The following is a 23,518-nucleotide window of genomic DNA, read 5'->3' on the forward strand; positions in this document are numbered from 1 at the left end:
CTCACCGGTCACTGTGATTGACTCCGAGCGCGGCGGTGTGGGAACGTGGGGGCTCGTGACACACGAATGGGGGGCCTTTTTCATGGCGCAGCGAACAGCGACACCGCGGTCAGCGGTCGACCCGCGCCAGCGGGCGCGCAATCTCACACTTCCGATTCTCCTGACCGGTTCACTCGCCGCCGGCATGCACGTCTCGGTTCCGACCGAGGCCGCTGCCGCGCCACAGGGTGTCCCCCGATCGAGCGCGCCGAGCCCGGCGCCGCTTCCGCAGGCGGTGGCGCCGGTCGCGGTCCAGACGCCGCCGGCCCAGTACACGGTGGCATCCGGTGACACGATCAGTTCGATCGCCTCCACCTTCGGCATTGCGACGGCTTCTCTGCTTGCTCTCAACGGTCTGGGCTGGTCGAGCCTCATCTTCCCCGGCCAAGTCCTCGAACTGACCGGGGCAACCGCGACGCCTGCACCGCCGACGGCAGCGACACCGGCATCGAGTTACACGGTTGCCTCGGGGGACACCGTCAGCGGTATCGCGTCCGACCACGGGGTAAGCGTGGCCGCAATCCTCGCCGCGAACGGCCTGGGCGGCGCAAGCATCATCTACCCGGGACAGTCCCTGACTCTTCCGGCGCCGGGCACGACTGCCGCCTCCGCCTCGCTGCCCGCTCCGACGCCGAAACCGTCGCCAGGAGCAACCGACGGCGCTGTCACGCCGCTCAGCGAGGAGATGGCGGCGAACGCGCGCATCATCGTCTCGACGGCGCGATCGCTCGGCGCGAGCGACGAGGCCATCGTCGTCGCCCTCGCCGCGGCCGCACAGGAGTCAAGCCTTCGTAACGTCCAGTTCGGTGACCGGGACTCGCTGGGGCTGTTCCAGCAGCGCCCGAGCCAGGGGTGGGGCACGCCGACACAGCTCCTCGACCCCGTGCGGTCGACGAAGGCGTTTCTCGGCGGCTCAGCGAATCCGAACCCGGGCCTGACGAACGGTCTCCTCGACATCCCGGGGTGGTCCTCGATGTCAGTCACCGAAGCGGCGCAGGCCGTCCAGAAGTCGGCACACCCGGATGCCTACGCCAAGTGGGAGACATCGGCACGGTCCTGGCTCAGCCGGCTCGCCTGACCCCCTGGGTCGCGCACCGAGCCGTGATCGATCCCTTTCCTCACAATCTGGTCACAAATTTGTCGCCATTGCGGTCGCCTGCGGTGTTTTGCCAGCGTGCATTGCACCTCGCTCCATAGACTTCAAACCGTGACAACCAGCCAGCGGACCGACCCCATGATCGGTCGTCTCATCGACGACCGCTATGAGGTTCGATCGCGGATCGCCCGGGGCGGCATGGCCACTGTCTATCTCGCGACCGACCGGCGCCTGGAGCGCCGCGTCGCGATCAAGGTGATGCATGGGCATCTGGCCGACGACAGCAACTTCCGCAACCGGTTCGTTCAGGAGGCGCGGTCAGCCGCTCGACTTGCCGATCCACACGTCGTGAGTGTGTTCGACCAGGGTCAGGATTCCGACCTCGCCTACCTCGTGATGGAGTACCTGCCCGGGATCACCCTGCGCGATTTGCTCCGCGACCACGGCAAGCTGACACCGCGCCAGGTTGTCGACATCATGGATGCCGTCACCAGCGGGCTTGCGGCGGCCCACCGCGCCGGGATCATTCACCGTGACCTGAAACCAGAAAACGTTCTGCTCGCCGACGACGGCCGGATCAAGATCAGTGACTTCGGTCTTGCCCGAGCCGCGAGCGCGAATACGGCGACCGGACAGTCCCTTCTGGGGACGATTGCTTATCTCTCCCCCGAACTTGTCACTCGCGGCGTTGCTGACGCTCGAAGCGACATCTACGCACTCGGCATCATGATGTACGAAATGCTCACTGGGGAGCAGCCGTACAAGGGTGAGCAGCCGATGCAGATCGCCTACCAGCACGCGAATGAGTCCGTTCCCCGGCCCAGTGTCGTCAACCCGTCTGTGCCGGATCCGCTCGACGACCTCGTGCTCTGGGCGACGGAGCGGTCCCCTGACGAACGCCCAAGCGACGCGCGTGAGTTGCTCGAACGCCTCCGCGAAGTCGAGAAGCAGCTCGGCTTCGCAGCGACGGGCGCGCACAACCCGACCATGCTGATGCCAGCCGCCGCACCGATCAGCGACACGGCCGAATTCACCCAAGCGCTGACCTCGGCGAACATGGCAACGGATCCGGTGGCGCCGGTCGACGCGACGTCCGCCCTGAGGACGACCACGGCCCGCCGCCGCCGCAAGGGATGGTGGATCCTCGCCCTCGTCCTGCTGCTCGCCGCCGCATCTGGAGGAACCGGGTGGTACTTCGGCGCGGGCCCCGGTTCTCAGGTCCTTGTTCCCAGCCTCATCAACTCGACGCCCGAAGACGCGAAGGCGACGCTCACCGAGCTCGGCCTCCAGGTCGTGCAGGGTGAGGAGCACAGCTTCGACGTTGCCGCTGGCCTCGTCTCGAGTACTGACCCGGCTTCCGGGACCCAGGTCGACCGTGACACGACGGTCACCGTCAACGTCTCGCTTGGCCGCCAGAGCGTCCAGATTCCGACCCTCACCGGAATGGCACAGAAGGATGTCGAGACCTTCCTCTCCGACAACCGGCTCACACTCGGCACGGTGGACCAGCAATTTCATGCCGACCTGGAATCAGGCGCCGTCATCGCCGCTACCGACCCCGCGACCGAAACGGATTACTCAGGCGGCGGAACGATCCTCCAGGGTGCGACGCTCAACCTGGCCGTCTCGGTCGGCGAGGTTCCCAATGTCGTCGGCCTGACCCCCGAAGCAGCACGTGCCGCCTTCGAGGAACGCGGCCTCGTCGTATCGGACGATGTGACCCAGAAATTCAGCGACGACATCGACAAGGGGCTCGTTCTTTCCGCTTCGGTTCCGAAGGGCACCGTGCGCCCGAACGACACCGTGAGTCTCGTCGTGTCGAAAGGCGTCGATCTCGTAGCGGTACCTGATGTCGTCGGCGACAACGTGGCAGCCGCGAAGAAGACTCTCGAAGATGCTGGATTCACCGTCGAAGTGATCAGCGACATCGCCGAACCGAACTGGGGAAGCCCGCTGCTCAGCGTGGACTCCACTGACCCGGTCGCCGGGGAAACCCTTCGGCGCGGATCGACCGTGACGATCACGGCATACCTCTTCGAGGAAGCCCCATAGGTCCCGATCGACGGCGTTGGCGACGCCACCAGCGTTGAGGCACGACGAAAGGCGCCGAGGGGAAACCCGGGCGCCTTCGTCGATTGTTGCTACTTGCCGAGTTCCTCGGCAACGAGGAACGCCAGCTCGAGGGACTGCATGTGGTTCAGCCGAGGGTCGCACAGCGATTCGTAACGCGTGGCGAGGGAAGCCTCATCCAGCATTTCGGACCCGCCGAGGCACTCGGTCACGTCGTCTCCGGTCAGTTCGACATGGATGCCACCCGGGTGCGTTCCCACAGCCCGGTGCGACTCGAAGAATCCCTTGACCTCGTCAACGACGTCGTCGAAACGCCGCGTCTTGTACCCGTTCGGCGTCGTGATCCCGTTGCCGTGCATCGGGTCCGTCACCCAGAGCGGGTTGGCGTCGGCCGCCTTGATCGCTTCGAGGAGCGGCGGGAGGGCATCCCGAATCTTCCCGGCACCCATCCTGGTGATGAACGTCAGCCGGCCCGGCTCGCGATTCGGGTCGAGCTTGTCGATGAGCTCCTGCATCGCCTGGGGCGTGGTGGACGGGCCGAGCTTCACACCGATCGGGTTCCGCACCCGGGAGAGGAAGTCGACATGGGCGCCGTCGAGGTCGCGCGTGCGTTCCCCGATCCAGATGAAGTGCGCAGACGTGTTGTACGGGGTACCGGTGCGCGAGTCGATCCGCGTCATCGGACGCTCGTAGTCCATCAGGAGGCCTTCGTGGGCCGTGTAGAACTCGACGCGCTTGAGCTCGTCGAAGTCCGCACCGGCGGCCTCCATGAACCGGATGGCCTTGTCGATCTGGCCGGCGAGCTGTTCGTAGCGGTGGTTCGCGGGGTTCGATGCGAAGCCCTTGTTCCAGCTGTGGACCTGACGCAGGTCAGCGAAACCGCCCTGGGTGAACGCGCGGATCAGGTTGAGCGTCGACGCGGCAGTGTGGTAGCCCTGCACGAGCCGATTCGGGTCAGCACGGCGGGATTCGGGAGTGAAGTCATAGCCGTTCACGATGTCGCCGCGGTATGCGGGCAGGGTGACGTCACCGCGCGTCTCGGTGTCGCTCGAGCGCGGTTTGGCGAACTGCCCAGCCATCCTGCCCATCTTGATGACGGGCATCGAGGCGCCGTAGGTGAGAACGACCGCCATCTGGAGGATCGTTTTCACCCGGTTGCGGATCTGGTCGGCGGTCGCGCCGGCGAAGGTCTCGGCACAGTCGCCGCCCTGCAGGAGGAACGCGTCACCGCTCGCGGCGCGAGCGAGACGCTCCCGAAGGATGTCCACCTCACCGGCGAAGACGAGCGGCGGGAACGAAGCGATCTGGGCAGACGCGCGGCCGACGGCATCCGTATCGGGCCATTCGGGCTGTTGCTTGATCGGCAGTTCGCGCCAATAGTCCAAACCGGAAATCACAGAATCATCTGCCAACACCACCGGATCAGTCAAATCTGCCACGAACATGTTCCTGTTTCTCTCTGGGGAAGCGGGCACAAAGAGGCCCATTTGCCAACCCTACCGCGAAAGAGTTGGTGCCTTTTCCTTGACGCTCGTGGCATAGACGTCGACATATTCCTGCTTGCTCAGCCGCTGCATTTCATACATCAGCTCGTCGGTGATCGAGCGAAGGATGAACCGGTCGCCCTCCATACCTTCGAACCGGCTGAAGTCGAGCGGTTCGCCGATGATGATCCCGATCCGCCGGAACCGGGGAAGCCGTGTACCGATGGGCATCATTTTTTCAGTGTCGACCATGGCGATCGGGACGATCGGCACACCGGCCTCGAGCACCATGCGGGCGACGCCGGTCCTGCCCCGGTACATTTTGCCGTCCGGGCTCCGTGTCCCCTCCGGGTAGATGCCGAGCAGGTCGCCGCCGCCGAGCACACGGAGTCCGGTGAGGAGCGATGCCTCTGACGCTTTACCGCCCGAGCGGTCGATCGGCAGCTGCCCGGTCATCTTCATGAAGACCCGGGTGACCCAGCCCTTGATCCCTTTGCCGGTGAAGTACTCGCTTTTCGCGAGGAACGAGATCCGTCGGTCCAGGTAGAGCGGCAGGAACACCGAGTCGATGACCGACAGGTGGTTGGATGCGATGATCGCGCCGCCGGTTTTGGGGATGTTCTCCTGGCCGACCACCCACGGGCGGAACAAGGACTTCAGCAGCGGCCCTGCCACCAGGTACTTCATGAACCAATAGAACATCGTCGTCCCAGTATCCCCTATACCCGGTTCCGCGGGACGGTTCGGCGTGCCGACACCCGTGCCAGGTCGGCCGCGCCGACGACACCGGCGTCGTTGACCAGCTCAGCAATACGGAATTCCGGCTCCGGGTGGTACCCCCGAGCAGGGAGGTGTTCGAGATAGGAGTGGCGGATCGGTTCGAGAAGTAGCTCGCCGACCTGTGCCACTCCCCCGCCGAAGACGAACAGCTGTGGGTCGAGCACGGCGCCGAGGGAGGCGCAGCCCTGTCCGAGCCAGTTGCCGAGCTGGCGGAGCGCGGCGAGTGCTCCACCGTCGCCGTCACCGATCAGCTCAGCCAGGTCGTGACCGGAAAGGACGCCGGTGACGCTGCGGCGTTCGGCGAGTGCCTGGCCGATTCCGCCGGCGTCGGCGAACTCGTTGGCCATCCGCAACAACGCGCGGCCTGAGCCGTACTGCTCGAGGCATCCGTGCTGGCCGCAGCCGCACGGGAGCCCGTCGGGGATGAGCCGCAGGTGACCGAGCTCAGCGCCGGCGCCGAAGCCGCCGCGGAAGAGACGGTCCTCGGTGACGAACGCTCCCCCGACGCCGGTGCCGATCGTGAGCATGACCATGTCGCTGACAAGGCGCCCCGCGCCGAACCGGAACTCAGCCCAGCCGGCCGCGTTGGCGTCGTTCTCGATGATGATGGGCAGATCGATGCGCGCGGACAGCCGTGACTGGAACGGTTCGTTCCGCCAATTGATGTTCGGCGCGTAGTACACCGTCGACTGCGCGGCATCGATGAATCCAGCGGCGGCGACACCGACGCCTTCGACCTGACGACCGGATGCCAGCCTGCTCACCATCTCGACGACGGCATCCTCGATCAACTGCGTGGAACCCGTCGGCGTGGCGACGCGCGACTCGTCGACGATGACCCCGTCATCGTCCACCAGGGCGCCGGCAATCTTCGTTCCGCCGATATCGATGCCAATGGCGTGCACGCGAAAGAACCTCCAGGCAGGGGACGGTGAACTGTCGAAAGCCACAACAACTATCCTCGCGGCCCGGTTCAGCTTAGTGATCCGGCCCAACTGCCGCCATGAAGCATGGGATGGCCATCGACTGCCCCCTAGAGTAGACGTATCATGCCCTTGTAGGTACCAAAGGAGCTACCTTGGAACAGTTTGAAGTCCCCGCCGCCGTCCCCGCCGATCCGACCGCCAATGCGACCGATCTTCTTGTGGAGCGAGTGAAACTCACTCCGAACTCCGCCCTCTTCGCCGTTCCGCGCGGCTCCGGCTGGGAGGATGTTTCCGCTGCCGAATTCCACCGCCAGGTCGTCGCCCTGTCGAAGGGACTCGTCGCGGCAGGCATCGAACCGGGCGACAAAATCGGGCTCATGGCCAAGACCAGCTACCAGTGGACGCTCATCGACTTCGCGACCTGGTTCGCCGGTGCCATCCTGGTCCCGATCTATGAGACCAGCGCCCCGAGCCAGGTGCAGTGGAACATGAGCGACTCCGGCGCGGTCGCCGCCATCCTCGAGACGGCAGACCACTTCGCCCGGTTCGACGAGGTCCACCCGGAGCTCCCGCTCGTCCGAAAGGTCTGGCAGATCGACCTGGGCGACCTCGACAAGCTCGCCGCAAGCGGAACGGCCATTTCGGATGAGGAGATCGAACGCCGCCGTAACCTCGCCGTCGGCTCGGACATGGCGACACTCATCTACACGTCAGGTTCGACCGGCAAACCCAAGGGCTGCGTCATCACGCACTCCAACTTCGTGGAGCTGTCACGAAACTCGGCGGTCGCTCTCTCTGAGGTCGTCGACGGCCCGGGAGGGGCATCCACTCTGCTCTTCATCACGCTGGCGCACATCTTCGCCCGCTTCATCTCGGTGCTGAACGTGCATGCCGGGGTGAAGACCGGTCACCAGCCCGACACCAAGCAGCTGCTTCCGTCCCTCGGGTCGTTCAAACCCAGCTATCTCCTCGCCGTGCCGCGGGTCTTCGAGAAGGTCTACAACTCCGCCGAGCAGAAAGCCGAAGCCGGCGGCAAGGGGAAGATCTTCAGGAAGGCGGCCGACGTCGCCGTCGCTCACTCGATCGCGAAGCAGAAGGGCGGATCGATCCCGCTCGGCATGAAGCTGCAGTTCGCACTCTTCGACAAGCTCGTCTACAGCAAGCTGCGCACCGCGATGGGCGGCAACGTCGAGTACGCCGTTTCAGGTTCCGCCCCCCTCGGCCCACGGCTCGGGCACTTCTTCCACAGCCTCGGAATCGAGATCCTCGAGGGCTACGGCCTCACCGAGACGACCGCCCCGGCGACCGTCGGCCGCCCGGGCAAGACCCCGATCGGAACCGTCGGCCCGGCCATGCCCGGTGTTTCCGTCCGGACTCTGGACGACGGCGAGATCGAGGTAAAGGGGATCAACGTCTTCAAGGAGTACTGGAGGAACCCCGAAGCAACGGCAGAATCATTCCACGGCGAATGGTTCCGCACCGGCGACCTCGGATCGTTCGACCCGGAGGGCAACCTGACGATCACCGGTCGCAAGAAGGAGATCATCGTCACGGCTGCCGGCAAGAACGTCGCGCCAGCCGCCCTCGAGGACCCGATCCGTGCCAACCCGGTGGTCGGACAGGTTGTCGTCGTCGGCGACCAGCGCCCGTTCATCTCCGCGCTGATCACCCTCGACCCGGAGATGCTTCCGACCTGGCTGGGGAACAACGGACAGGAACCGTCGCTTTCGCTGGAGGACGCGGCAAAGAACCCCGCTGTCCTGGCGGAGATCCAGCGGGCCATCGATGCGGCGAACAGCAAGGTCTCCCGCGCCGAGTCGATCCGCAAGTTCGCGATCCTCCCGATGGAGTTCACCGAAGCCAGCGGGCACCTGACGCCGAAAATGAGCATCAAGCGTCACGTCATCCTGCAGGACTTCGCGAGCAAGATCGACGACCTGTACGCGGACGCGCCGACCCAGGGCATCCCACTGGGTTAAGGCTCAACTCGGGTTCAGGCACAACGAAACGGCCGGCTCCGTTCCCCGCAGGGGAAGGAACCGGCCGTTTCGTGTCGCCGGCAGGTCGCCGACTAGAACCAGGCGCTCTCGCGAACTTCCTTCATCGCCGCCTTGCGGTTGTCCGTGTCCAGACGGTCGAGGTAGAGCAAACCGTCCAGATGATCGACTTCGTGCTGCAGCGCCTGCGCAAGCAGCCCCGTGCCGCTCAGCTCGACCGGATTCCCGTCGAGGTCACTTCCGACGACGCGCACGAACGGGTAACGCGGGGTCGGGTACCAGAGCCCGGGGACCGAAAGGCACCCCTCATCGACCGGCTCCTTCTCGCCCTCGGTTTCGACGATGACCGGGTTGAGGATGTAACCGATGTCACCGTCGATGTTGTAGCTGAACGCCCGAAGGTTCACCCCGATCTGACTGGCTGCAACGCCGGCCCGGCCAGGGGGGCGAACACTGTCGAGCAGGTCATCGACAAGCCCCCGGATGCCTTCATCGATGGTGTCGATCGGTGCGGACGCGGTCTTGAGGACCGGATCGCCGAAAATGCGGATCTGTCGTTCTGTCACTGGTGTCTTTCGGTCGGTGCGGGAGTCAGGATCGCCGCGAGGGCAGGCCCTCGACGACGTGTGCGGCAAGTGTTCGGGCAGCGTGCCTGGTCACCGGCCGGAGGTTCCGGAAACTGATGGCGGCACCCGCTGCGAGTTGCGGATCGTACGGGATGCGGATTATTTCGCGCACGCGGGACTGGAAGTGGCTTTCGATCTCGTCGAGTCGCACCATGTGGGCTCCCTGGGTCGCCGTGTTGAGCGCGACGATGGCGTTGGACACGAGACGCTCGTACCCGTTCTGCTCGAGCCATGAGAGCGTCTCGGATGCCAGTCGCGCTTCGTCGACGCTGGACCCGGAGACGACGACGATGGAATCGGCGCGGGAGAGGGTTGCCCGCATGACGGAGTGCACGATCCCTGTACCGCAGTCGGTCAGCACGAAGGAGTAATACTGGGCGGCCAGTTCCGCGACCGTGTTGTAATCGTCCTCGTTGAACGCCTCAGCAAGGTGCGGGTCGCTGTCGGACGCGAGAACGTCGAGGCGGGTTTCGTCACGGGCGACCCGCTCCGAGAACTCGGTGTATCCGGTGATCTGGTCGGCGTCGCGGATGAGGTCCCGGACGGTGAAGCCGGTGTGCTGGGCGATCCGCTCTGAGAGGGTCCCCCGGTCAGGGTTGGCGTCGATCGCGATCGTGCGGTCGTCGCGGGCGTCGGCGAGAGCCATTCCGAGCAGCGCGGTGACGGTGGTCTTGCCGACACCGCCCTTGCGCGTCAGGACCGGCACGAAGCGTGCCCCTCCCTCCAGCGGGCGACGGATGCGACGGTCGAGCTCCTTGCGCGCAGACACGGCCGCCGAGTCCCCCAGGTTCACACGGCGGAAGGTGGCGTCGTACACGAGCCGCTGCCAGCGACCCTCCGGCGGGATGCGGGTCGACGGCATCCCCTCGAGGAGGCGGTCGCTCGTCAGCAGGGCCGACGATTCGGGCGCGCCTTTCTGGTACCGCGTGGCGCTGATCGCCGACGGTCCCGGCTGGGCCGCCGGAACGGTGACGACGGTCGCGACGACCTCGACGGAGTGGGTGGTGGGTTGCACAGCGTCGAGGTTTTCCGGATTCACGGCAACGTCGTCGATGGCGACGGCGCGTTCGTCCTCAGGGATGTCGTGGATCGGCGAAGCGGGCAGCTGCACAGATACCGTTGGCGATGATCCGACGATGTCGATCTCCGCTGTGTCGACGTTGACGTTCTCGAGCGTGGGCGCGACGACCTCGTCACTGGTATGACGAGCGCTGCCGCCGCCTGGTCTGGTGGAAGTCATGGGACTACCCCCTTCCTTCGGGTTCGACGTCAAGCTTAGGCGGCAGTCGCACAATCGCGAGCTTTCCTCGAGTTTGCCCTAATCCTCCGGGTGCACCACAACGATGAGGTCCCCTGCTTCGACCTGCTGGGTGACGGGAATGGCGAGCCGCTGGACGCGACCGGCGACGGCCGTGGTGATGGCCGCCTCCATTTTCATCGCCTCGATCGATGCGACAGCGTCCCCTGCGGCGACCATGTCGCCTTCCTGGACCTTGAGGGTCACGACACCGGAGAACGGCGCCGCCACCTGCCCGGGCTTCGAAGTGTCGGCCTTCTCGACGGCCTTCGTCTCCACGGAGATGCTCGTGTCGCGGATGAACACCGGCCTCAGCTGTCCGTTGAGGGTCGTCATGACCGTCCGCATGCCCTTGTCGTCCGGCTCGCCGATGGCTTCGAGTCCCGCGTACAGGCGAACGCCCTTGGCGATCTCGATGACATGCTCTGCACCCGGTTCGAGGCCGTACAGGTAGTCGATCGTGTCGACGACGGAGAGGTCCCCGTAGGTCTCCCGGACGGACTCGAATTGCTTCGTCGGCGCGGCGAAGAGCAACCGGTTCAACGTTGCCCGACGCTCGAGCGAGCTGCCGTCAAGCAATTTCTGGTCGTCGTCGCTGAGCGGCGCGACGTCGATGTTGATGTTCTTTCCGGCGAGCACCTTACTGCGGAACGGTTCCGGCCAGCCGCCAGGCAGGTCCCCGAGTTCTCCCGCCATGAATCCAACGACGGAGTCAGGGACGTCGTACTTGTCGGGGTTCTCGGCGAAGTCGGCAGGGTCGGCCCTCACCGCGGCGAGGTACAGGGCGAGGTCGCCGACGACCTTCGATGATGGAGTGACCTTCGGCACCCGTCCGAGGATGTTGTTCGCCGCGGCGTACATGTCCTCGATCAGTTCGAAGTGGTCGGCAAGGCCGAGTGCGATGGCCTGCTGGCGCAGGTTGGAGAGCTGGCCGCCCGGGATCTCGTGGCGATAGACCCGGCCGGTGGGGCCGGGCAGTCCGGACTCGAACGGTTTGTAGATGTGGCGGACGGCTTCCCAGTAGGGCTCGAGGTCGGTGACGGCCTCGAGCGACAGGCCGGTGTCGCGTTCGGTGTGCGCGAGCGCGGCGACGAGGGCGGATGCCGACGGCTGGCTGGTCGTGCCGGACATCGGTGCGCTGGCCACGTCGACGGCGTCGGCGCCGGCCTGGGAGGCGGCGAGAAGCGTGGCGAGCTGGCCACCGGCGGTGTCGTGCGTGTGGACGTGCACAGGCACGTCGAAGCGGTCGCGGAACGCCGAGACCAGTCGGGCAGCAGCAGCCGGGCGCAACAGCCCAGCCATGTCCTTGATCGCGAGGATGTGAGCTCCCGCCGACACGATCTCATCGGCCAGTCGCAGGTAGTAGTCGAGCGTGTAGAGGTTCTCGTTCGGGTCGAGCAGATCCCCGGTATAGCAGACGGCCACTTCCGCCACGGTGGTGCCGGTGGCGAGCACGGCGTCGATGGCCGGGCGCATCTGGCTGACGTCGTTGAGCGCGTCGAAGATGCGGAAGATGTCCACGCCGCTGTCCGCAGCCTCGCGGACGAAAGCATCCGTCACCGCCGTCGGGTACGGCGTGTATCCGACCGTGTTCCGCCCGCGGAGCAGCATCTGGATGTTGATGTTCGGCAGCGCTTCGCGGAGGCTCGACAGACGCTCCCACGGGTCTTCGCCGAGGAAACGGAGAGCGACGTCGTACGTCGCGCCACCCCAGGCCTCAACTGAGAGGAGCTGGGGGGTCATCCGGGCGACGTACGGTGCCACGGCGAGCAGGTCACGGGTACGCACCCGGGTGGCGAGGAGCGACTGATGCGCATCGCGGAACGTGGTGTCGGTGACGGCGAGGGCGGTCTGTTCTCGCAGCGAACGGGCGAATCCCTGCGGACCGAGCTCGAGCAGACGCTGGCGCGCGCCGGCGGGCGCCGGCTGGCTCAGGTCGATCTCCGGCAGCTTTTCGGCCGGGTGGAAGTTGGTGGGGCGCGGACCGTTCGGCTGGTTCACGGTGACGTCGGCGAGCCAGTTCATGATCTTCGTGCCGCGGTCCTTGGAGACCCGCCCGCGGACCAGCTCGGGGCGTTCATCGATGAAGGAGGTGCTGAGGTCGCCGGCGACGAACGACGGGTCTTCGAGCACGGCCTGAAGGAAGGAGATGTTGGTGGAGACGCCGCGGATGCGGAACTCGGCAAGCCCCCGCTTGGCCCGGGCGACGGCGGCGGGGAAGTCCCGGCCGCGGCAGGTCATCTTGGCGAGCATGGAGTCGAAGTGCGGGCTGATCTGGGCGCCGGGGTTGATGGTTCCACCATCGAGGCGGATGCCGCCGCCACCCGGGGAACGGTATGTCGTGATCTTGCCGGTGTCCGGGCGGAAGTTCTGGGAGGGGTCCTCGGTAGTGATGCGGCACTGCAACGCGGCACCGTGCAGCTGGATCTGGTCCTGGGTGAGCCGGAGGTCGGCCAGGCTCTCCCCCGCCGCGATGCGGATCTGCGCCTGCACGAGATCGACGTCGGTGACTTCTTCGGTCACGGTGTGCTCGACCTGGATGCGCGGGTTCATCTCGATGAAGACGTGCTTGCCCTTGTTCGCCCCTGCGGTGTCCAGCAGGAATTCAACGGTCCCGGCGTTGACGTAACCGATCGACCGGGCGAACGCGATGGCGTCGCGGTACAGGTTGGCACGGAGCTCATCGCTGATGTTGGGCGCCGGCGCGATCTCGACGACCTTCTGGTTGCGGCGCTGGACGGAACAATCCCGCTCGAACAGGTGGACGGTTTCGCCGCCGGCGTCCGCGAGGATCTGCACCTCGATGTGGCGGGGACGGATCACGGCCTGCTCGAGGAACATGGTCGGGTCGCCGAAAGCGCTGTCCGCTTCCCGCATGGCCTCTGCCAGTGCGGGGGCGAGTTCCTCTTTAGTGGCGACGCGTCGCATCCCTCGACCGCCGCCGCCGGCGACTGCCTTGGCGAAGAGCGGGAATCCGACCGCGTCCGCACCGGCGAGGAGTTCGTCGATGTCTCGGGACGCCGGAGTGGAGGCGAGCACCGGAACGCCGGCCTCGATCGCATGGGTTTTTGCGGTGACCTTGTTGCCGGCCATCTCGAGCACGTCGGAGGTGGGTCCGATGAAGGTGATGCCGTTCGCCGCGGCCTGCTCGGCGAGGTCGGGATTCTCGGAAAGGAACCCGTAACCGGGGTAGATGGCGTCCGCGCCGGACTCGAGGGCCACACGGATGATCTCCGAGACATCGAGGTACGCGCGAACCGGGTGGCCGGGTTCACCGATCTGGTACGCCTCGTCGGCTTTCAGCCTGTGCATGGAGTTGCGGTCCTCGTAGGGGAAGACCGCAACGGTGTTCGCCCCGAGTTCGTACGCGGCGCGGAAGGCGCGGATGGCGATTTCGCCTCGGTTGGCAACAAGAATTTTTTTGAACATGCAGACCTCTCTGGCAGGACAGCGCACAGGGAACAGTTAGGTTCTGCCAGCTTAGTGAAGGTAACGTATCTACTTGTGCACGTACTCAGCGTCTCGAGCCTCAAGGGAGGCGTCGGGAAAACTACAGTCAGCCTTGGCCTGGCGTCCGCCGCGTTCGCCAAAGGCGTCCGCACCCTCGTCGTCGACCTCGACCCGCAGTCGGACGTCTCGACCGGCATGGACATCTCCCTCGCCGGCCGACTCAATGTCGCGGATGTGCTCGCTTCTCCCAAGGAGAAGACCGTCAGGCAGGCGATCGCGCCGAGCGGCTGGACCAAGTCCCACGCCGGGACCATCGACGTACTCATCGGCAGCCCGTCCGCGATCAACTTCGACGGGCCGCACCCGTCGATCCGCGACATCTGGAAACTGGAAGAGGCGCTCGCGCACGTCGAGGACGATTACGACCTCGTCCTGATCGACTGTGCTCCGTCACTCAACGCGCTCACCCGCACGGCGTGGGCCGCCAGTGACCGGGTCGTCGTCGTCACCGAGCCCGGACTGTTCTCCGTCGCCGCTGCCGACCGCGCGCTGCGCGCCATCGAGGAGATCCGCCGGGGTCTGAGCCCGCGCCTGCAGCCCCTCGGCATCGTCGTCAACCGGGTCCGATCGCAGTCCATGGAGCACCAGTTCCGGATCAAGGAACTCCGCGACATGTTCGGCCCCCTCGTGCTCAGCCCCCAGTTGCCGGAGCGCACCTCGCTCCAGCAGGCACAGGGCGCAGCCAAACCGCTGCACATCTGGCCAGGTGACAGCGCCCAGGAGATGGCGGCGAACTTCGACCAGCTGCTCGATCGCGTGCTCCGCACCGGTCGTGTCGGCGAGTACGCCGAGACGGCGAACGCCGCGCGCTAGCGTCGCCGGTCAGGCCGGGCTCGCGTATTCACGCGTTCCGGACCGGTACCCCCGGCGTACCGGGTGTTCCTGTCCGCGCCGAGTGATTCTGCACTGAGTGATTCGTGCGGATTGTGGCCGCCCCGGGCCGCGCGGATTCACCCACTTCGGACCACTTCACCCGGTGCAGCGGATGGTTCCGTCCGCAGCGAGTGATCTGATGACCCTGGCCGCGCTGCCCCGGCGGCTCCGCCACATCGTCTCGCACCGGAGCGTTGGGAGTGGGCCAGCACGCCACTTCACCCGGTTCGGACGGATTCACCCCCGGCGTATCGGGTGCTCCTGTCCGCAGTGAGTGATCCGGCGAGCATTGCGTCCGCCGCTCCCCCACGCGTCCCGGTGCGCTACCGAGCCGCGGATTCACTCACTTCGGACCGTTTCACCCGGCGTACCGGGTGTTCCTGTCCGCAGCGGGTGAACGGGCGGAGTCGAGCTCAGGCCGTACGAGCGGCGCGACGCGCGGCGAGTTCGTCCATCGGGTCAGCCGCCTGCGAGCCGAACTCGATGAGAGTGGTCTCGACCTCGCGGAGGACCTTGCCGACGGCAATGCCGAAGACTCCCTGGCCCCGGCTGACGAGGTCGATGACCTCATCATCTGACGTGCACAGGTACACGCTCGCTCCGTCGCTCATCAACGTAGTCTGGGCGAGGTCGTTGATACCGGATTCGCGGAGCTGAGTGACGGCCGTGCGGATCTGCTGGAGGGAGATCCCGGTGTCGAGCAGCCGTTTGACGAGCTTGAGAACGAGGATGTCACGGAACCCGTACAGTCGCTGCGACCCGGATCCTGCTGCGCCGCGCACGGTCGGCTCGACGAGCCCCGTGCGTGCCCAATAGTCGAGCTGACGGTAGCTGATGCCTGCGGCGCGGGCGGCGACGGCGCCGCGGTAGCCGGCCTGGTCGTCCATCTCGGGCAGCCCGTCGGTGAAGAGCAGGCCGAGGTCATAGCGAGGACTGTCGTTGGCGGGAATCTCGCTCATCCGTGTGCTCCTCTATGTTCGACTGCGGCGGTACCGCACAGTCCACGGTACCGAGGGCTGCGGTCTTCTTCAACGACATCCGCGCTGGGGTGGTCGGCGTGTCGGTTGGCTGTGATCATTCTGTGACAATCACGGCCAAACTTCAGTCTAATCTCACGACGTCAATCGGCCCAGTGCACTTCGGACGAGGCTGGCACGGATGACGTCGAGCTGTCCGGCGATTTCGCCGGAGAGCTCGGCGGCGCGGGCGCGGCTGGCGGCATCCTTGCGCCGAGCGATCGGGAGCAGCGCGCTCTCGATCATGCTGACTTCCCGCTCGGCCGTCGCACGGTAGCCGCGGAGGTGGCGTGGTTCGATGCCGCACTTCTTCAGGGCAACGAGCGACCGAAGTACCGCAACCGCGTCCTCGCCGTAGCTTTCCGCAGGGGTGAGGATGGATGCCGAGATCGCCTCGGAGAAGAGGGTGGCCGACGCCCCGGACTCGCGGAGAACGTCTTCGCGCGGGTAGCGGCGGCCGGCCGGAATGATCGTCGAGATCTGGCCGCCGGCTGGAGCTCCGGGGAGGGTCGGGGTTCGCCCGGCGTCGATCTCAGCCAGGTGGCCGCGGATGACCTTGAGCGGAAGATAGTGGTCGCGTTGCATGGAGAGGATCAGCCTCAGCCGCTCCACGTCCTGCGGCGAGAACTTGCGGTACCCAGACTTCGTCCGTGAGGGAGAAACCAGTCCTTGCTCCTCGAGGAAGCGCAGCTTCGAGTTGCTGAGCTCAGGGAATTCCTTCGCCAGTCGCGCCAGGACCTGGCCGATGCTGAGGAGTTGAGGAGCCGGTGTGGTCCTTGCTTTGCCGGGGTCGCGCTGGTCGTAGCTGCGGTGCGCTGCCTGGCCAGTCACGGGCTAGGCGCCCGCTGGCGGGTGCAGGTCGAGTCGTGACGGGTAGAAGGTCAAACGGAACTTGCCGATCTGAACTTCGGCTCCGTCGCTCAACAGCGCGCTGTCAATACGGACTCCGTCGAAATAGGTGCCGTTGAGAGAATTGAGGTCCTTGATCTCGAACGCCACTCCATGCCGGATGAATTCGGCATGACGGCGCGAAACGGTGACGTCATCGAGGAAAATTTCGGCGTCCGGGTGCCTGCCGGCCAGCGTGACATCCGCATCGAGGAGGAATCGGGCGCCGCTGTTCGGACCGCGACGAACGATCAGCAGCGCTGACCCGCTCGGCAGTGCCGCGATCGCCTGGTGCTCTTCAGCACTAACGAGGCTGTCGACGTTCGACAGGCTTGCGCCGAACTCCCGGCTGAAACTTGCGGTTGTATCGTTTGCGGCACCGCCGGCTGCATCGTTCTGCGCCGCTGGCTCGCGCAGAAACGCCCTGGTACGGGGAGTCTGCTCGTGGGGATATGACACCTGAACCTCCTAGGGTTCCAGCGTATCGGATTGAGGCTCCGTCTGTCCCTTGCGTTTTCCACTCGCTCGCACGGTTTGGAGAAGGTACAGCCCGCCGGCCCACCAGTACAGGACGGCACCGAGGATGGTGACGATCAGTCCGGCCGGCTGGGTGAAAACCGCGGTCGCCGGGAATGCTGCCGCGAGCATGAGCAGCGGAAGACCGATGAACAGGAATGCTGTCGCCCATTTGCCCACCCAGTTCACCGGGAAAGCGCCATGGCCGATCTTCGCCAGCCAGGCGGCAAGGGCGATGAGCATGACGTCCCTGGCCACAATCACCACGACGACCCAGAGCGGGATGAGATCTCGCCAGCCCAAACCGAGCAATGCGGCGAGGATGTAGAGGCGGTCAGCCGCCGGGTCGAGCAGCTGGCCGAGCTTCGAGACCTGATTGAGGCGCCTCGCAAGGTATCCGTCAAGGAAATCGGTGAAGCCCGACACGGCCAGCACAACGAGGGCGATGAGGTCCTCTCCCTCGACAAGGAGGACGAGAAACACCGGTACGAGCGCGAGGCGGAGAAAGCTCAGGATGTTCGGGACCGTCAGGATACGGTCACTCGCTTCTGGTTGCTCCCTTTGTGCCACGGGCCCAGTCTAAGGACCGCCCGGAGAGATGGAGGAGTCGCCGCGCGGTCGCCGGTCGGGAACACCGCTCCCCTCCCCCAGAGCGAGGGGCATGGCGGGGAAGAGCCCCTGAACGACGTACTGTTTACGCATGAACCCGTGGCCCCGGCCGACCCCGTTGAATCCTCGCCGGTACGGTCGTCGCTACTTTTCGATGCTGCTCTTCCGCGTCGGCATCCCGGTGGTGGTAGCCGGAGTGACCCTCAGCGTCGCGTTGGCCACGGTACCTCGGCCGGCGGCAGGAACCTCCGCCGGTACGGAGAGCGGGCCGGCCATCGCTGCTGAGCCACGGTTACAGTTGGTGTCCTTCGCCGACGCACGGGATCGGCTCGCCGACGAGGGCCGGCCGTTCGTCGTCACCGTCATTGGCGACTCGACCGGGAACGAGTCTGGCGAATGGGTCGATCTGGCGTTCCGGGTCCTGGCCGAGGACCTCGACCGGCCGCTGATCCAGCACCCCTGGGACATTCTCACCGATTCGTACCTGCCGGAGATCCGGTCGAACGTCGACGCGGCGTCCGCTCCGATCGTCGTCTGGAACGGCTCGGCGAGCGGAAAGACCGGCCAGTACTCGCTGGCGCACTTCGACACGCTCGTGCCGGCTCAGCCCGACCTCGTCATTTTCAATCACGGCCTGAACAACGTGTCGAAGCCCGAGACGGTCGCCCCGCAGCTGACCGCCCTGGTTGCGGAGGTCGAACGATACTGGCCGCACGCCGTCGGCTATGCCGCCATCCTCGAGAACCCACGTCTCGACGAATGGGCGAGCGCACACGACACTGTGATCGACAACGTCAGCTCATGGCTTGCCGAGAACCAGGCCGTTCGACCGATCGACGTCTACTCGGCGTACCGTGCCGCCGCGTCGCCCGAGCTGCTTCTCCTGCCCGACCTCCTGCACCCGAGCCCGACCGGTTCCGCGGTCACCGCCACGACCGTGCTCGAGGCGTTGCTCCGCTGACCGTCGAAGCGTTAGAGAGCGTCAGTGCGTCATAGCGTCGCCATCGTGAACACGCGTGCGACCTTCCGGCCGACTGGCTGGTGTGCGATCGCCTTCGCGAGCAGCGCCCGTACCGGCTGGAGCACCGCAGGTGCGGGCCTTCCCAACAGCATGTTGAGTTCCGCCTGCCGGGCGGCCCGTCGGGCGACCGCGAGACGGCGGCGACCGAACTCCTCCAGCTCGCGCCGATCGCTCCCGGGAGTCAGGAAACGTGGGAGGACCCGGCCGAGCTCGGCGGCGTCTGCCCAGCCCAGGTTCATGCCCTGCCCGCCGATCGGGCTCAGCTCGTGGGCAGCGTCGCCAACGAGGGCGAGACCATTCCCCACCATTCCGAAGGCGATCGCCCGGTGCGGAACGAAGCTGCTGAACATGGACGACGAACCGGGGTCAGGCCGGCACCCGGTTCGTCCTTCGATGAGGTCGGCCAGGGCGGCCGGCCCGTCGACGAGCCGGGAGGCACCCTCATGCACCACCCAGCGCCGCACGCCGCCGGGTAACGGGAAAGACTCCACGATCCCACCCCGCTCGAGATGAAGGACGGCGAGCGACCCGTCACCGGTGTCGTCACGGAAGTCCCCCATCAGGTAACGATCCGGATAGCGAACGCGTCGCCCGGCTGTGTGGAGGAGGGACCGCATCGATCCGCTCGCGCCGTCGGCCCCGACGACGAATCGGGCCTGCGTTTCCCAGTGGCTGCCGCGTTCTTTCCCCGTCAGCACGAACCCCGCCTGCGTTCGGTGCACGGCCTCAACGCGAATACCGCGGCGGATGCCATCGGGTCGCCGGGACTGAACCGCGGCGTCGAGGATCGACTGGGTCACCGGCTGAGGAACCGACACGATCGGCGGCGCGCCTGGCTCCGTCAGGCGGAGCTCCGCGAGCAGCACTCCCCCTGAGCGGGCGACACCCCGCGAAATCTGCACGCCGGAGTCCCGGATCTGGCTGGCGACGCCGATCGCGTCGAGTAAGCGAAGGGACGGTGGATGGATGCCGATGGCACGGGAGGAGCCGGACGTCCCCGTCCTGGCATCCACGGCGACGGCGTCGAGACCGGCGTCGATCAGCACCGCGGCGAGGAACGTACCGACCGGTCCCGCCCCGACGATCGCGACGTCATGCACCGGACGGGTCCGGCTCGAAGAGCAGCAGCAGTCGGTGCGGCGCCTGCTCTTTCACCGTCCAGCCTGGCGGCACGATGGCGGCCAGTTCGTCGAAGCGGTAGCTGCGCCGGATCGACAGCAGCCCGTCCTCGCGGATGAAGGAGCCGCGGAACCGGGCTGCGGTGAACGCCGAGAACAGCAGGTATGCCGCAGCCGACCGGCGGATGTCACTGTGCACCGCCGCTCGACGGGCGAGCCGTTCCGAGTCGGCGAGCACCCCGCCGAGTTCGGCAGCTGCGAGGTGGTGCAGCACGTGGTTCGAGATGACGAAGTCGAAACGGGCCCCCTCGTCCGCGAGGTCGGTACTTGAGCACCGGCGCGAGGAGAAACCGTCGACCGGCGGCAGGGTCTGCATGTAGTCGAAAGCCCGGGGATCGGGGTCGACGGCCGTGACGTCGAGCCTCACGCCATCACGGCGCGCCCAGCCGAGAAGTGCCCTGGCGACATCGCCGCCGCCGGAACCGATGTCGACGAGACTGTGCGCCGGACCGGTGAATCGGGGTCGGATTTGCGAGAGGTAGGTGCTGCGCCATCCGGACACCACACGATTCACGCGCGGGAATGCGGCGTAGGTTCGGAACAGGGTCTGCTGGTCGCACGACGGATCGTCCATCCGTTCGACGAGTGCGCCGTCTCGCATCACGAGAGACGAGGTGAGACCCTGCTGAAGCGCCATCATGGTGCGGCAACCACGCGCGTGAACAGCCCGGTCTCGACGGTGAGCCCAGGCCCGAACGCGATCGCACAGACGCGGTCATCTCCCTCGACGGCCTCCTGCTCGAGGATTTCCTTGAGCACGAACAAGACAGTGGCGCTCGACATGTTGCCGTAGTCGCGGAGGATCCGCCTCGACGGCGCAAGCTGGCTCTCGCTGAGGCCGAGCTTCGCTTCGACCTTGTCGAGGATGCTTCGTCCACCGGGATGGATCGCCCAGGAGCGGATGCCGGCGGCCGGGTCCGCGGCCAGGTCCGGTTCCTCGGACAGCAGCGGTTGAATCGCCCCTTCGATGTACACGTCGATGATCTTCGGGACGGCCGCACTGAGCACCATTTCGAATCCGGTGTCCCCGATGGTCCAGGCCATGTCCTTCTCACCCACCGGGGTGAGGTCACTGGCGAGCCGGTCGATTGTCAGCGATGGAGCATCCGTACGGGGCGGCCGGTTGGTGACGATCGCGGCAGCCGCGCCGTCTCCGAAGACCGAGGAGGCGACGATCTGGTCCGGATCGTTCGATGACCGCACGTGGATGGTGCACAGCTCGCAACAGACGACAAGCACAACGGCGTCGGGGTCGGCCCGGCAGAACGCGGCGGCGGCCCGCAGGGCGGGGAAGGCGGCGTAGCAGCCCATGAACCCGATGTTGTACCGCTGGGTTGTCGTGGACAGGCCCAGCTGCCGCACGAGCTCGTAATCCGGGCCGGGGGCGTAGAAACCGGTGCAGGACACGGTCACGACGTGAGTGATGTCCGAGGCGGTGATCTCCGGGCATGCGGCCAGTGCCGCCTCCGCTGCCGCGGTGAACAGCGGGCCGGCCTCGCGGATGTACACGTCGTTCCTGACGCGAGTCGACGGGGACAGCAGGGCTCCCGTCGCCGAGTCGAAGAACACCGGCACGCTGGTGCGGGAGCCCGCGTCGAAATCTGCGATCACGCTGCGTCGGGTTTCGATCCCGGACCCGTCGAACGACGTGCGCACCAACCGCTGCCCCAACCGGGTCAGCCCGGGCTGCGACGAGAACACTTCGCGCGCGTCCGCCTGCACCAGCACGGTCGGCGGCAGTGCGGTCTGAATGGTCCGGATGTACGCGGGCATAGTTCACCTTAGGCAGAGGAGACGCCGGCAGCCCGGCGCTTGACTATTCCACTGAGAACCCACAGGAATCCCGGCACCCGATATCAGCTTCGGCAGCTATTGCAAGGCCCTTGAGGGCCTCGCGGTGAGCCCCTAGCCTTTCGAGTGTCCCAACTCCATTCTCGAAAGGACTTCTCCATGTCGACAGCAACCCGCGAACGTACCACCACCTCCGAATCAGGGGCGAAGACAACCAGGCGGCAGAAACCTGAGCGTGGATTCCTGGCGTCGAAGGAGCTCGCGGACTGCATGCAGAAAGTCCTCGTCGACCTCATCGAGCTTCACATCCAGGGCAAGCAGGCCCACTGGAACGTCGTTGGTAAAAACTTCCGCGACCTTCACCTGCAGCTCGACGAGGTCGTCGAAGCAGCCAGGGAGTTCTCGGACGAGGTCGCAGAGCGGATGCGTGCTCTTCACGCCACCCCTGACGGCCGCAGCGACACCGTCGCCGAGAACACGACGTTGCCCGAGTACCCAGCAGGCGAGGTGGACACGGCCAGAACGGTCGATCTCGTCACCGTTCGTATCGAAGCAGCGGTGTCCACAATGCGGGAGGTTCACGATCAGGTCGACGAAGAGGACCCCACCAGTGCGGACATCCTGCACGCGATCATCGCGAAGCTCGAACAGTATGCCTGGATGATCAGCGCGGAGAACCGCACCATCGGCAAGAACTAGTCGGAGGAGACGGTCGCCATCACATCCACGACGGCGACCGGGATCCCCGTCGTGATCAGAAGGAACGCGGGTTCGAGGATGCCCTCGCCGCTGTTGGCTTCGAGCCAGTGCGGTGAACCGCTCGCCATGGCATCGGTGATCTCCTTCTGCACATCGGCGAGTTCACGGTTCGGGATCGTGTACTTCCCACCGCCGTAGAGAACCTCGAGGCGCTTCACAGCTGAGTCGTTTCAGCAGGTCCTGAGCCAGCGGGCGGCTCAGGGACGATCTGGAGACCACCAGCGGAGTTCGACGACGCGCTCAGCGCGATGATCCAGTCGCGGTTCAGTGCCGGCAGGCGGGACCCGAAGTACTTGTAGTGCAGGGGAATGTTCGGGGCGAGCCAGATGGTGCTCCGACCGTCTCCGACCGCCGGGTCGTCCTTCCAGCTGAAGTAGAACGATTCACCGCGCCGCAATTTCGCACCGATCACGATTTGAAGGTGAGCGAGCACCCGGTCGTCGAAGTCGACTGTAAGCGTCGAGTCGTAGAAGAGCTTGCCCATCGGGACCTTTCGGAGTTTCCAGAATCGGCGGGGGAACCGATCCATTCTGTACCCTAGTCGCCGGAGTACGGCAGAGCGAGGGTTGACAACACGAATCGACGGGCGTGCCGCGCATGACGCGACGACCCGAACGTCGCATAATCGTCCGCCCGCTGCTGCACAAGTCCCTTGAGTGCACATCACGACCGGAGGACAGTCGACGGAATGAGACGACTTTACTATTCCAGTGGATCCCTCCTGACAGGCGACGAGGTATGCAAAGCCGTCCTCCGATACGCTCGCGCCCTCGCCGAGACCGATGACGCCGACATCATCGCCGTCCCGGTCCTCACCGACGACGGAATCCTCGGGCTCGCCCACCTGCTCGTCGGACCCGCCAGTCAGCTCTTCTCGATGCCGGCCCCGAGCCAGGGAGACGACCCGTTCGACGCCGACATCATCGACAAGCTCAACGCGATGACACGGGCTCTCCAGCCCAGCCGCCCGGAGGCCGAAGCGCCGAGGACGGACGTGCTCGACCTCGACATGCCCTGACCCGGCACGTGTGAAACCGTAGAA

At 65.9% G+C, this 23,518-nt stretch carries 22 protein-coding genes; 7 read left to right on the plus strand and 15 right to left on the minus strand.

Annotated elements, in window-relative coordinates; all coding sequences use genetic code 11:
* The first annotated feature begins 82 nt into the window (after nucleotides 1-82).
* Both ACLQ62_RS06615 and pknB read left to right on the plus strand, forming a co-directional pair.
* On the plus strand, nucleotides 83-1,117 hold the full coding sequence (locus ACLQ62_RS06615) for a LysM peptidoglycan-binding domain-containing protein (protein ID WP_411720856.1): 1,035 nt from the start codon (nucleotides 83-85) through the stop codon (nucleotides 1,115-1,117).
* A 129-nt stretch (nucleotides 1,118-1,246) separates the two neighbouring features.
* Nucleotides 1,247-3,187 (plus strand): Stk1 family PASTA domain-containing Ser/Thr kinase, encoded by a 1,941-nt coding sequence (pknB, locus tag ACLQ62_RS06620; RefSeq protein WP_411720857.1) that lies wholly within the window; start codon nucleotides 1,247-1,249, stop codon nucleotides 3,185-3,187.
* A gap of 89 nt (nucleotides 3,188-3,276) precedes the next feature.
* On the opposite strand, the gene ACLQ62_RS06625 is transcribed toward pknB, so the two are convergent.
* Genes ACLQ62_RS06625 through ACLQ62_RS06635 form a run of 3 tightly spaced genes read right to left on the minus strand, consistent with a single transcriptional unit; the run spans nucleotide 3,277 to nucleotide 6,374 of the window.
* Nucleotides 3,277-4,650: a class II 3-deoxy-7-phosphoheptulonate synthase gene (locus ACLQ62_RS06625; RefSeq protein ID WP_411720858.1), complete on the minus strand. Its 1,374-nt coding sequence runs from the start codon at nucleotides 4,648-4,650 to the stop codon at nucleotides 3,277-3,279.
* Between the two features lie 51 nt (nucleotides 4,651-4,701).
* The gene (locus ACLQ62_RS06630; protein ID WP_411720859.1) at nucleotides 4,702-5,391 is read right to left on the minus strand and encodes a lysophospholipid acyltransferase family protein; all 690 of its coding nucleotides are present in this window, start codon (nucleotides 5,389-5,391) and stop codon (nucleotides 4,702-4,704) included.
* Nucleotides 5,392-5,408: 17 nt separating this feature from the next.
* Entirely contained in the window at nucleotides 5,409-6,374 is a 966-nt protein-coding gene (locus ACLQ62_RS06635; RefSeq protein WP_411720860.1) for an ROK family glucokinase, read from the minus strand.
* Nucleotides 6,375-6,547: 173 nt separating this feature from the next.
* Between ACLQ62_RS06635 and ACLQ62_RS06640 the strand changes: the two genes are divergently transcribed.
* Nucleotides 6,548-8,374 carry an AMP-dependent synthetase/ligase gene (locus tag ACLQ62_RS06640; RefSeq protein ID WP_411720861.1) on the plus strand — a complete coding sequence of 609 codons (1,827 nt, stop codon included), beginning with the start codon at nucleotides 6,548-6,550 and terminating at the stop codon, nucleotides 8,372-8,374.
* Nucleotides 8,375-8,466: 92 nt separating this feature from the next.
* Here the strand turns inward: ACLQ62_RS06640 and def are convergent, their stop codons facing one another.
* The 3 genes from def to ACLQ62_RS06655 all read right to left on the minus strand — a co-directional run bounded on the left by def (nucleotide 8,467) and on the right by ACLQ62_RS06655 (nucleotide 13,744).
* Entirely contained in the window at nucleotides 8,467-8,958 is a 492-nt protein-coding gene (gene def, locus ACLQ62_RS06645; protein WP_411720862.1) for a peptide deformylase, read from the minus strand.
* Between the two features lie 25 nt (nucleotides 8,959-8,983).
* Nucleotides 8,984-10,258 (minus strand): AAA family ATPase, encoded by a 1,275-nt coding sequence (locus ACLQ62_RS06650; protein WP_411720863.1) that lies wholly within the window; start codon nucleotides 10,256-10,258, stop codon nucleotides 8,984-8,986.
* A 78-nt stretch (nucleotides 10,259-10,336) separates the two neighbouring features.
* Nucleotides 10,337-13,744, minus strand: a complete 3,408-nt coding sequence (locus ACLQ62_RS06655) for a pyruvate carboxylase (protein WP_411720864.1) — start codon at nucleotides 13,742-13,744, stop codon at nucleotides 10,337-10,339.
* A 75-nt stretch (nucleotides 13,745-13,819) separates the two neighbouring features.
* Between ACLQ62_RS06655 and ACLQ62_RS06660 the strand changes: the two genes are divergently transcribed.
* Entirely contained in the window at nucleotides 13,820-14,638 is an 819-nt protein-coding gene (locus tag ACLQ62_RS06660; protein WP_411720910.1) for a ParA family protein, read from the plus strand.
* A 473-nt stretch (nucleotides 14,639-15,111) separates the two neighbouring features.
* Here the strand turns inward: ACLQ62_RS06660 and ACLQ62_RS06665 are convergent, their stop codons facing one another.
* The 4 genes from ACLQ62_RS06665 to pgsA all read right to left on the minus strand — a co-directional run bounded on the left by ACLQ62_RS06665 (nucleotide 15,112) and on the right by pgsA (nucleotide 17,688).
* Entirely contained in the window at nucleotides 15,112-15,657 is a 546-nt protein-coding gene (locus ACLQ62_RS06665; protein WP_411720865.1) for a MerR family transcriptional regulator, read from the minus strand.
* Between the two features lie 153 nt (nucleotides 15,658-15,810).
* Nucleotides 15,811-16,545, minus strand: coding sequence for a MerR family transcriptional regulator (locus ACLQ62_RS06670; RefSeq protein ID WP_411720866.1), 735 nt, complete (start codon nucleotides 16,543-16,545; stop codon nucleotides 15,811-15,813).
* Nucleotides 16,546-16,548: 3 nt separating this feature from the next.
* On the minus strand, nucleotides 16,549-17,019 hold the full coding sequence (locus tag ACLQ62_RS06675; RefSeq protein WP_411720911.1) for an FHA domain-containing protein: 471 nt from the start codon (nucleotides 17,017-17,019) through the stop codon (nucleotides 16,549-16,551).
* 51 nt (nucleotides 17,020-17,070) lie between these two features.
* Nucleotides 17,071-17,688, minus strand: a complete 618-nt coding sequence (gene pgsA, locus ACLQ62_RS06680) for a CDP-diacylglycerol--glycerol-3-phosphate 3-phosphatidyltransferase (protein ID WP_411720867.1) — start codon at nucleotides 17,686-17,688, stop codon at nucleotides 17,071-17,073.
* A 130-nt stretch (nucleotides 17,689-17,818) separates the two neighbouring features.
* Here pgsA and ACLQ62_RS06685 point away from each other — a divergent pair, with 130 nt between their 5' ends.
* Complete coding sequence (locus tag ACLQ62_RS06685; RefSeq protein WP_411720868.1) at nucleotides 17,819-18,688, plus strand: SGNH/GDSL hydrolase family protein; 870 nt, start codon at nucleotides 17,819-17,821, stop codon at nucleotides 18,686-18,688.
* A gap of 29 nt (nucleotides 18,689-18,717) precedes the next feature.
* Here the strand turns inward: ACLQ62_RS06685 and ACLQ62_RS06690 are convergent, their stop codons facing one another.
* Genes ACLQ62_RS06690 through ACLQ62_RS06700 form a run of 3 tightly spaced genes read right to left on the minus strand, consistent with a single transcriptional unit; the run spans nucleotide 18,718 to nucleotide 21,699 of the window.
* Nucleotides 18,718-19,848 carry an FAD-dependent oxidoreductase gene (locus ACLQ62_RS06690; RefSeq protein WP_411720869.1) on the minus strand — a complete coding sequence of 377 codons (1,131 nt, stop codon included), beginning with the start codon at nucleotides 19,846-19,848 and terminating at the stop codon, nucleotides 18,718-18,720.
* Entirely contained in the window at nucleotides 19,841-20,566 is a 726-nt protein-coding gene (locus ACLQ62_RS06695; RefSeq protein WP_411720870.1) for a methyltransferase domain-containing protein, read from the minus strand. Before ACLQ62_RS06695 ends, ACLQ62_RS06690 begins: the two co-directional genes overlap by 8 nt.
* The gene (locus ACLQ62_RS06700) at nucleotides 20,563-21,699 is read right to left on the minus strand and encodes a type III polyketide synthase (protein WP_411720871.1); all 1,137 of its coding nucleotides are present in this window, start codon (nucleotides 21,697-21,699) and stop codon (nucleotides 20,563-20,565) included. Before ACLQ62_RS06700 ends, ACLQ62_RS06695 begins: the two co-directional genes overlap by 4 nt.
* A gap of 177 nt (nucleotides 21,700-21,876) precedes the next feature.
* Here ACLQ62_RS06700 and ACLQ62_RS06705 point away from each other — a divergent pair, with 177 nt between their 5' ends.
* Complete coding sequence (locus tag ACLQ62_RS06705) at nucleotides 21,877-22,416, plus strand: Dps family protein (protein ID WP_411720872.1); 540 nt, start codon at nucleotides 21,877-21,879, stop codon at nucleotides 22,414-22,416.
* On the opposite strand, the gene ACLQ62_RS06710 is transcribed toward ACLQ62_RS06705, so the two are convergent.
* Complete coding sequence (locus tag ACLQ62_RS06710; protein WP_411720873.1) at nucleotides 22,413-22,634, minus strand: hypothetical protein; 222 nt, start codon at nucleotides 22,632-22,634, stop codon at nucleotides 22,413-22,415. The genes ACLQ62_RS06705 and ACLQ62_RS06710 overlap by 4 nt on opposite strands.
* A complete protein-coding gene (locus ACLQ62_RS06715) occupies nucleotides 22,631-22,960 on the minus strand; it encodes an ATP-dependent DNA ligase (RefSeq protein WP_411720912.1) in 330 nt (109 codons plus the stop codon). The genes ACLQ62_RS06710 and ACLQ62_RS06715 overlap by 4 nt, the downstream gene beginning before the upstream one ends.
* 204 nt (nucleotides 22,961-23,164) lie before the next feature.
* Here ACLQ62_RS06715 and ACLQ62_RS06720 point away from each other — a divergent pair, with 204 nt between their 5' ends.
* Nucleotides 23,165-23,494, plus strand: a complete 330-nt coding sequence (locus ACLQ62_RS06720; RefSeq protein WP_411720874.1) for a hypothetical protein — start codon at nucleotides 23,165-23,167, stop codon at nucleotides 23,492-23,494.
* The last annotated feature ends 24 nt before the right edge of the window (nucleotides 23,495-23,518 follow it).

This window comes from Mycetocola sp., assembly GCF_046716805.1.
Lineage (GTDB): Bacteria > Actinomycetota > Actinomycetes > Actinomycetales > Microbacteriaceae > Mycetocola_A.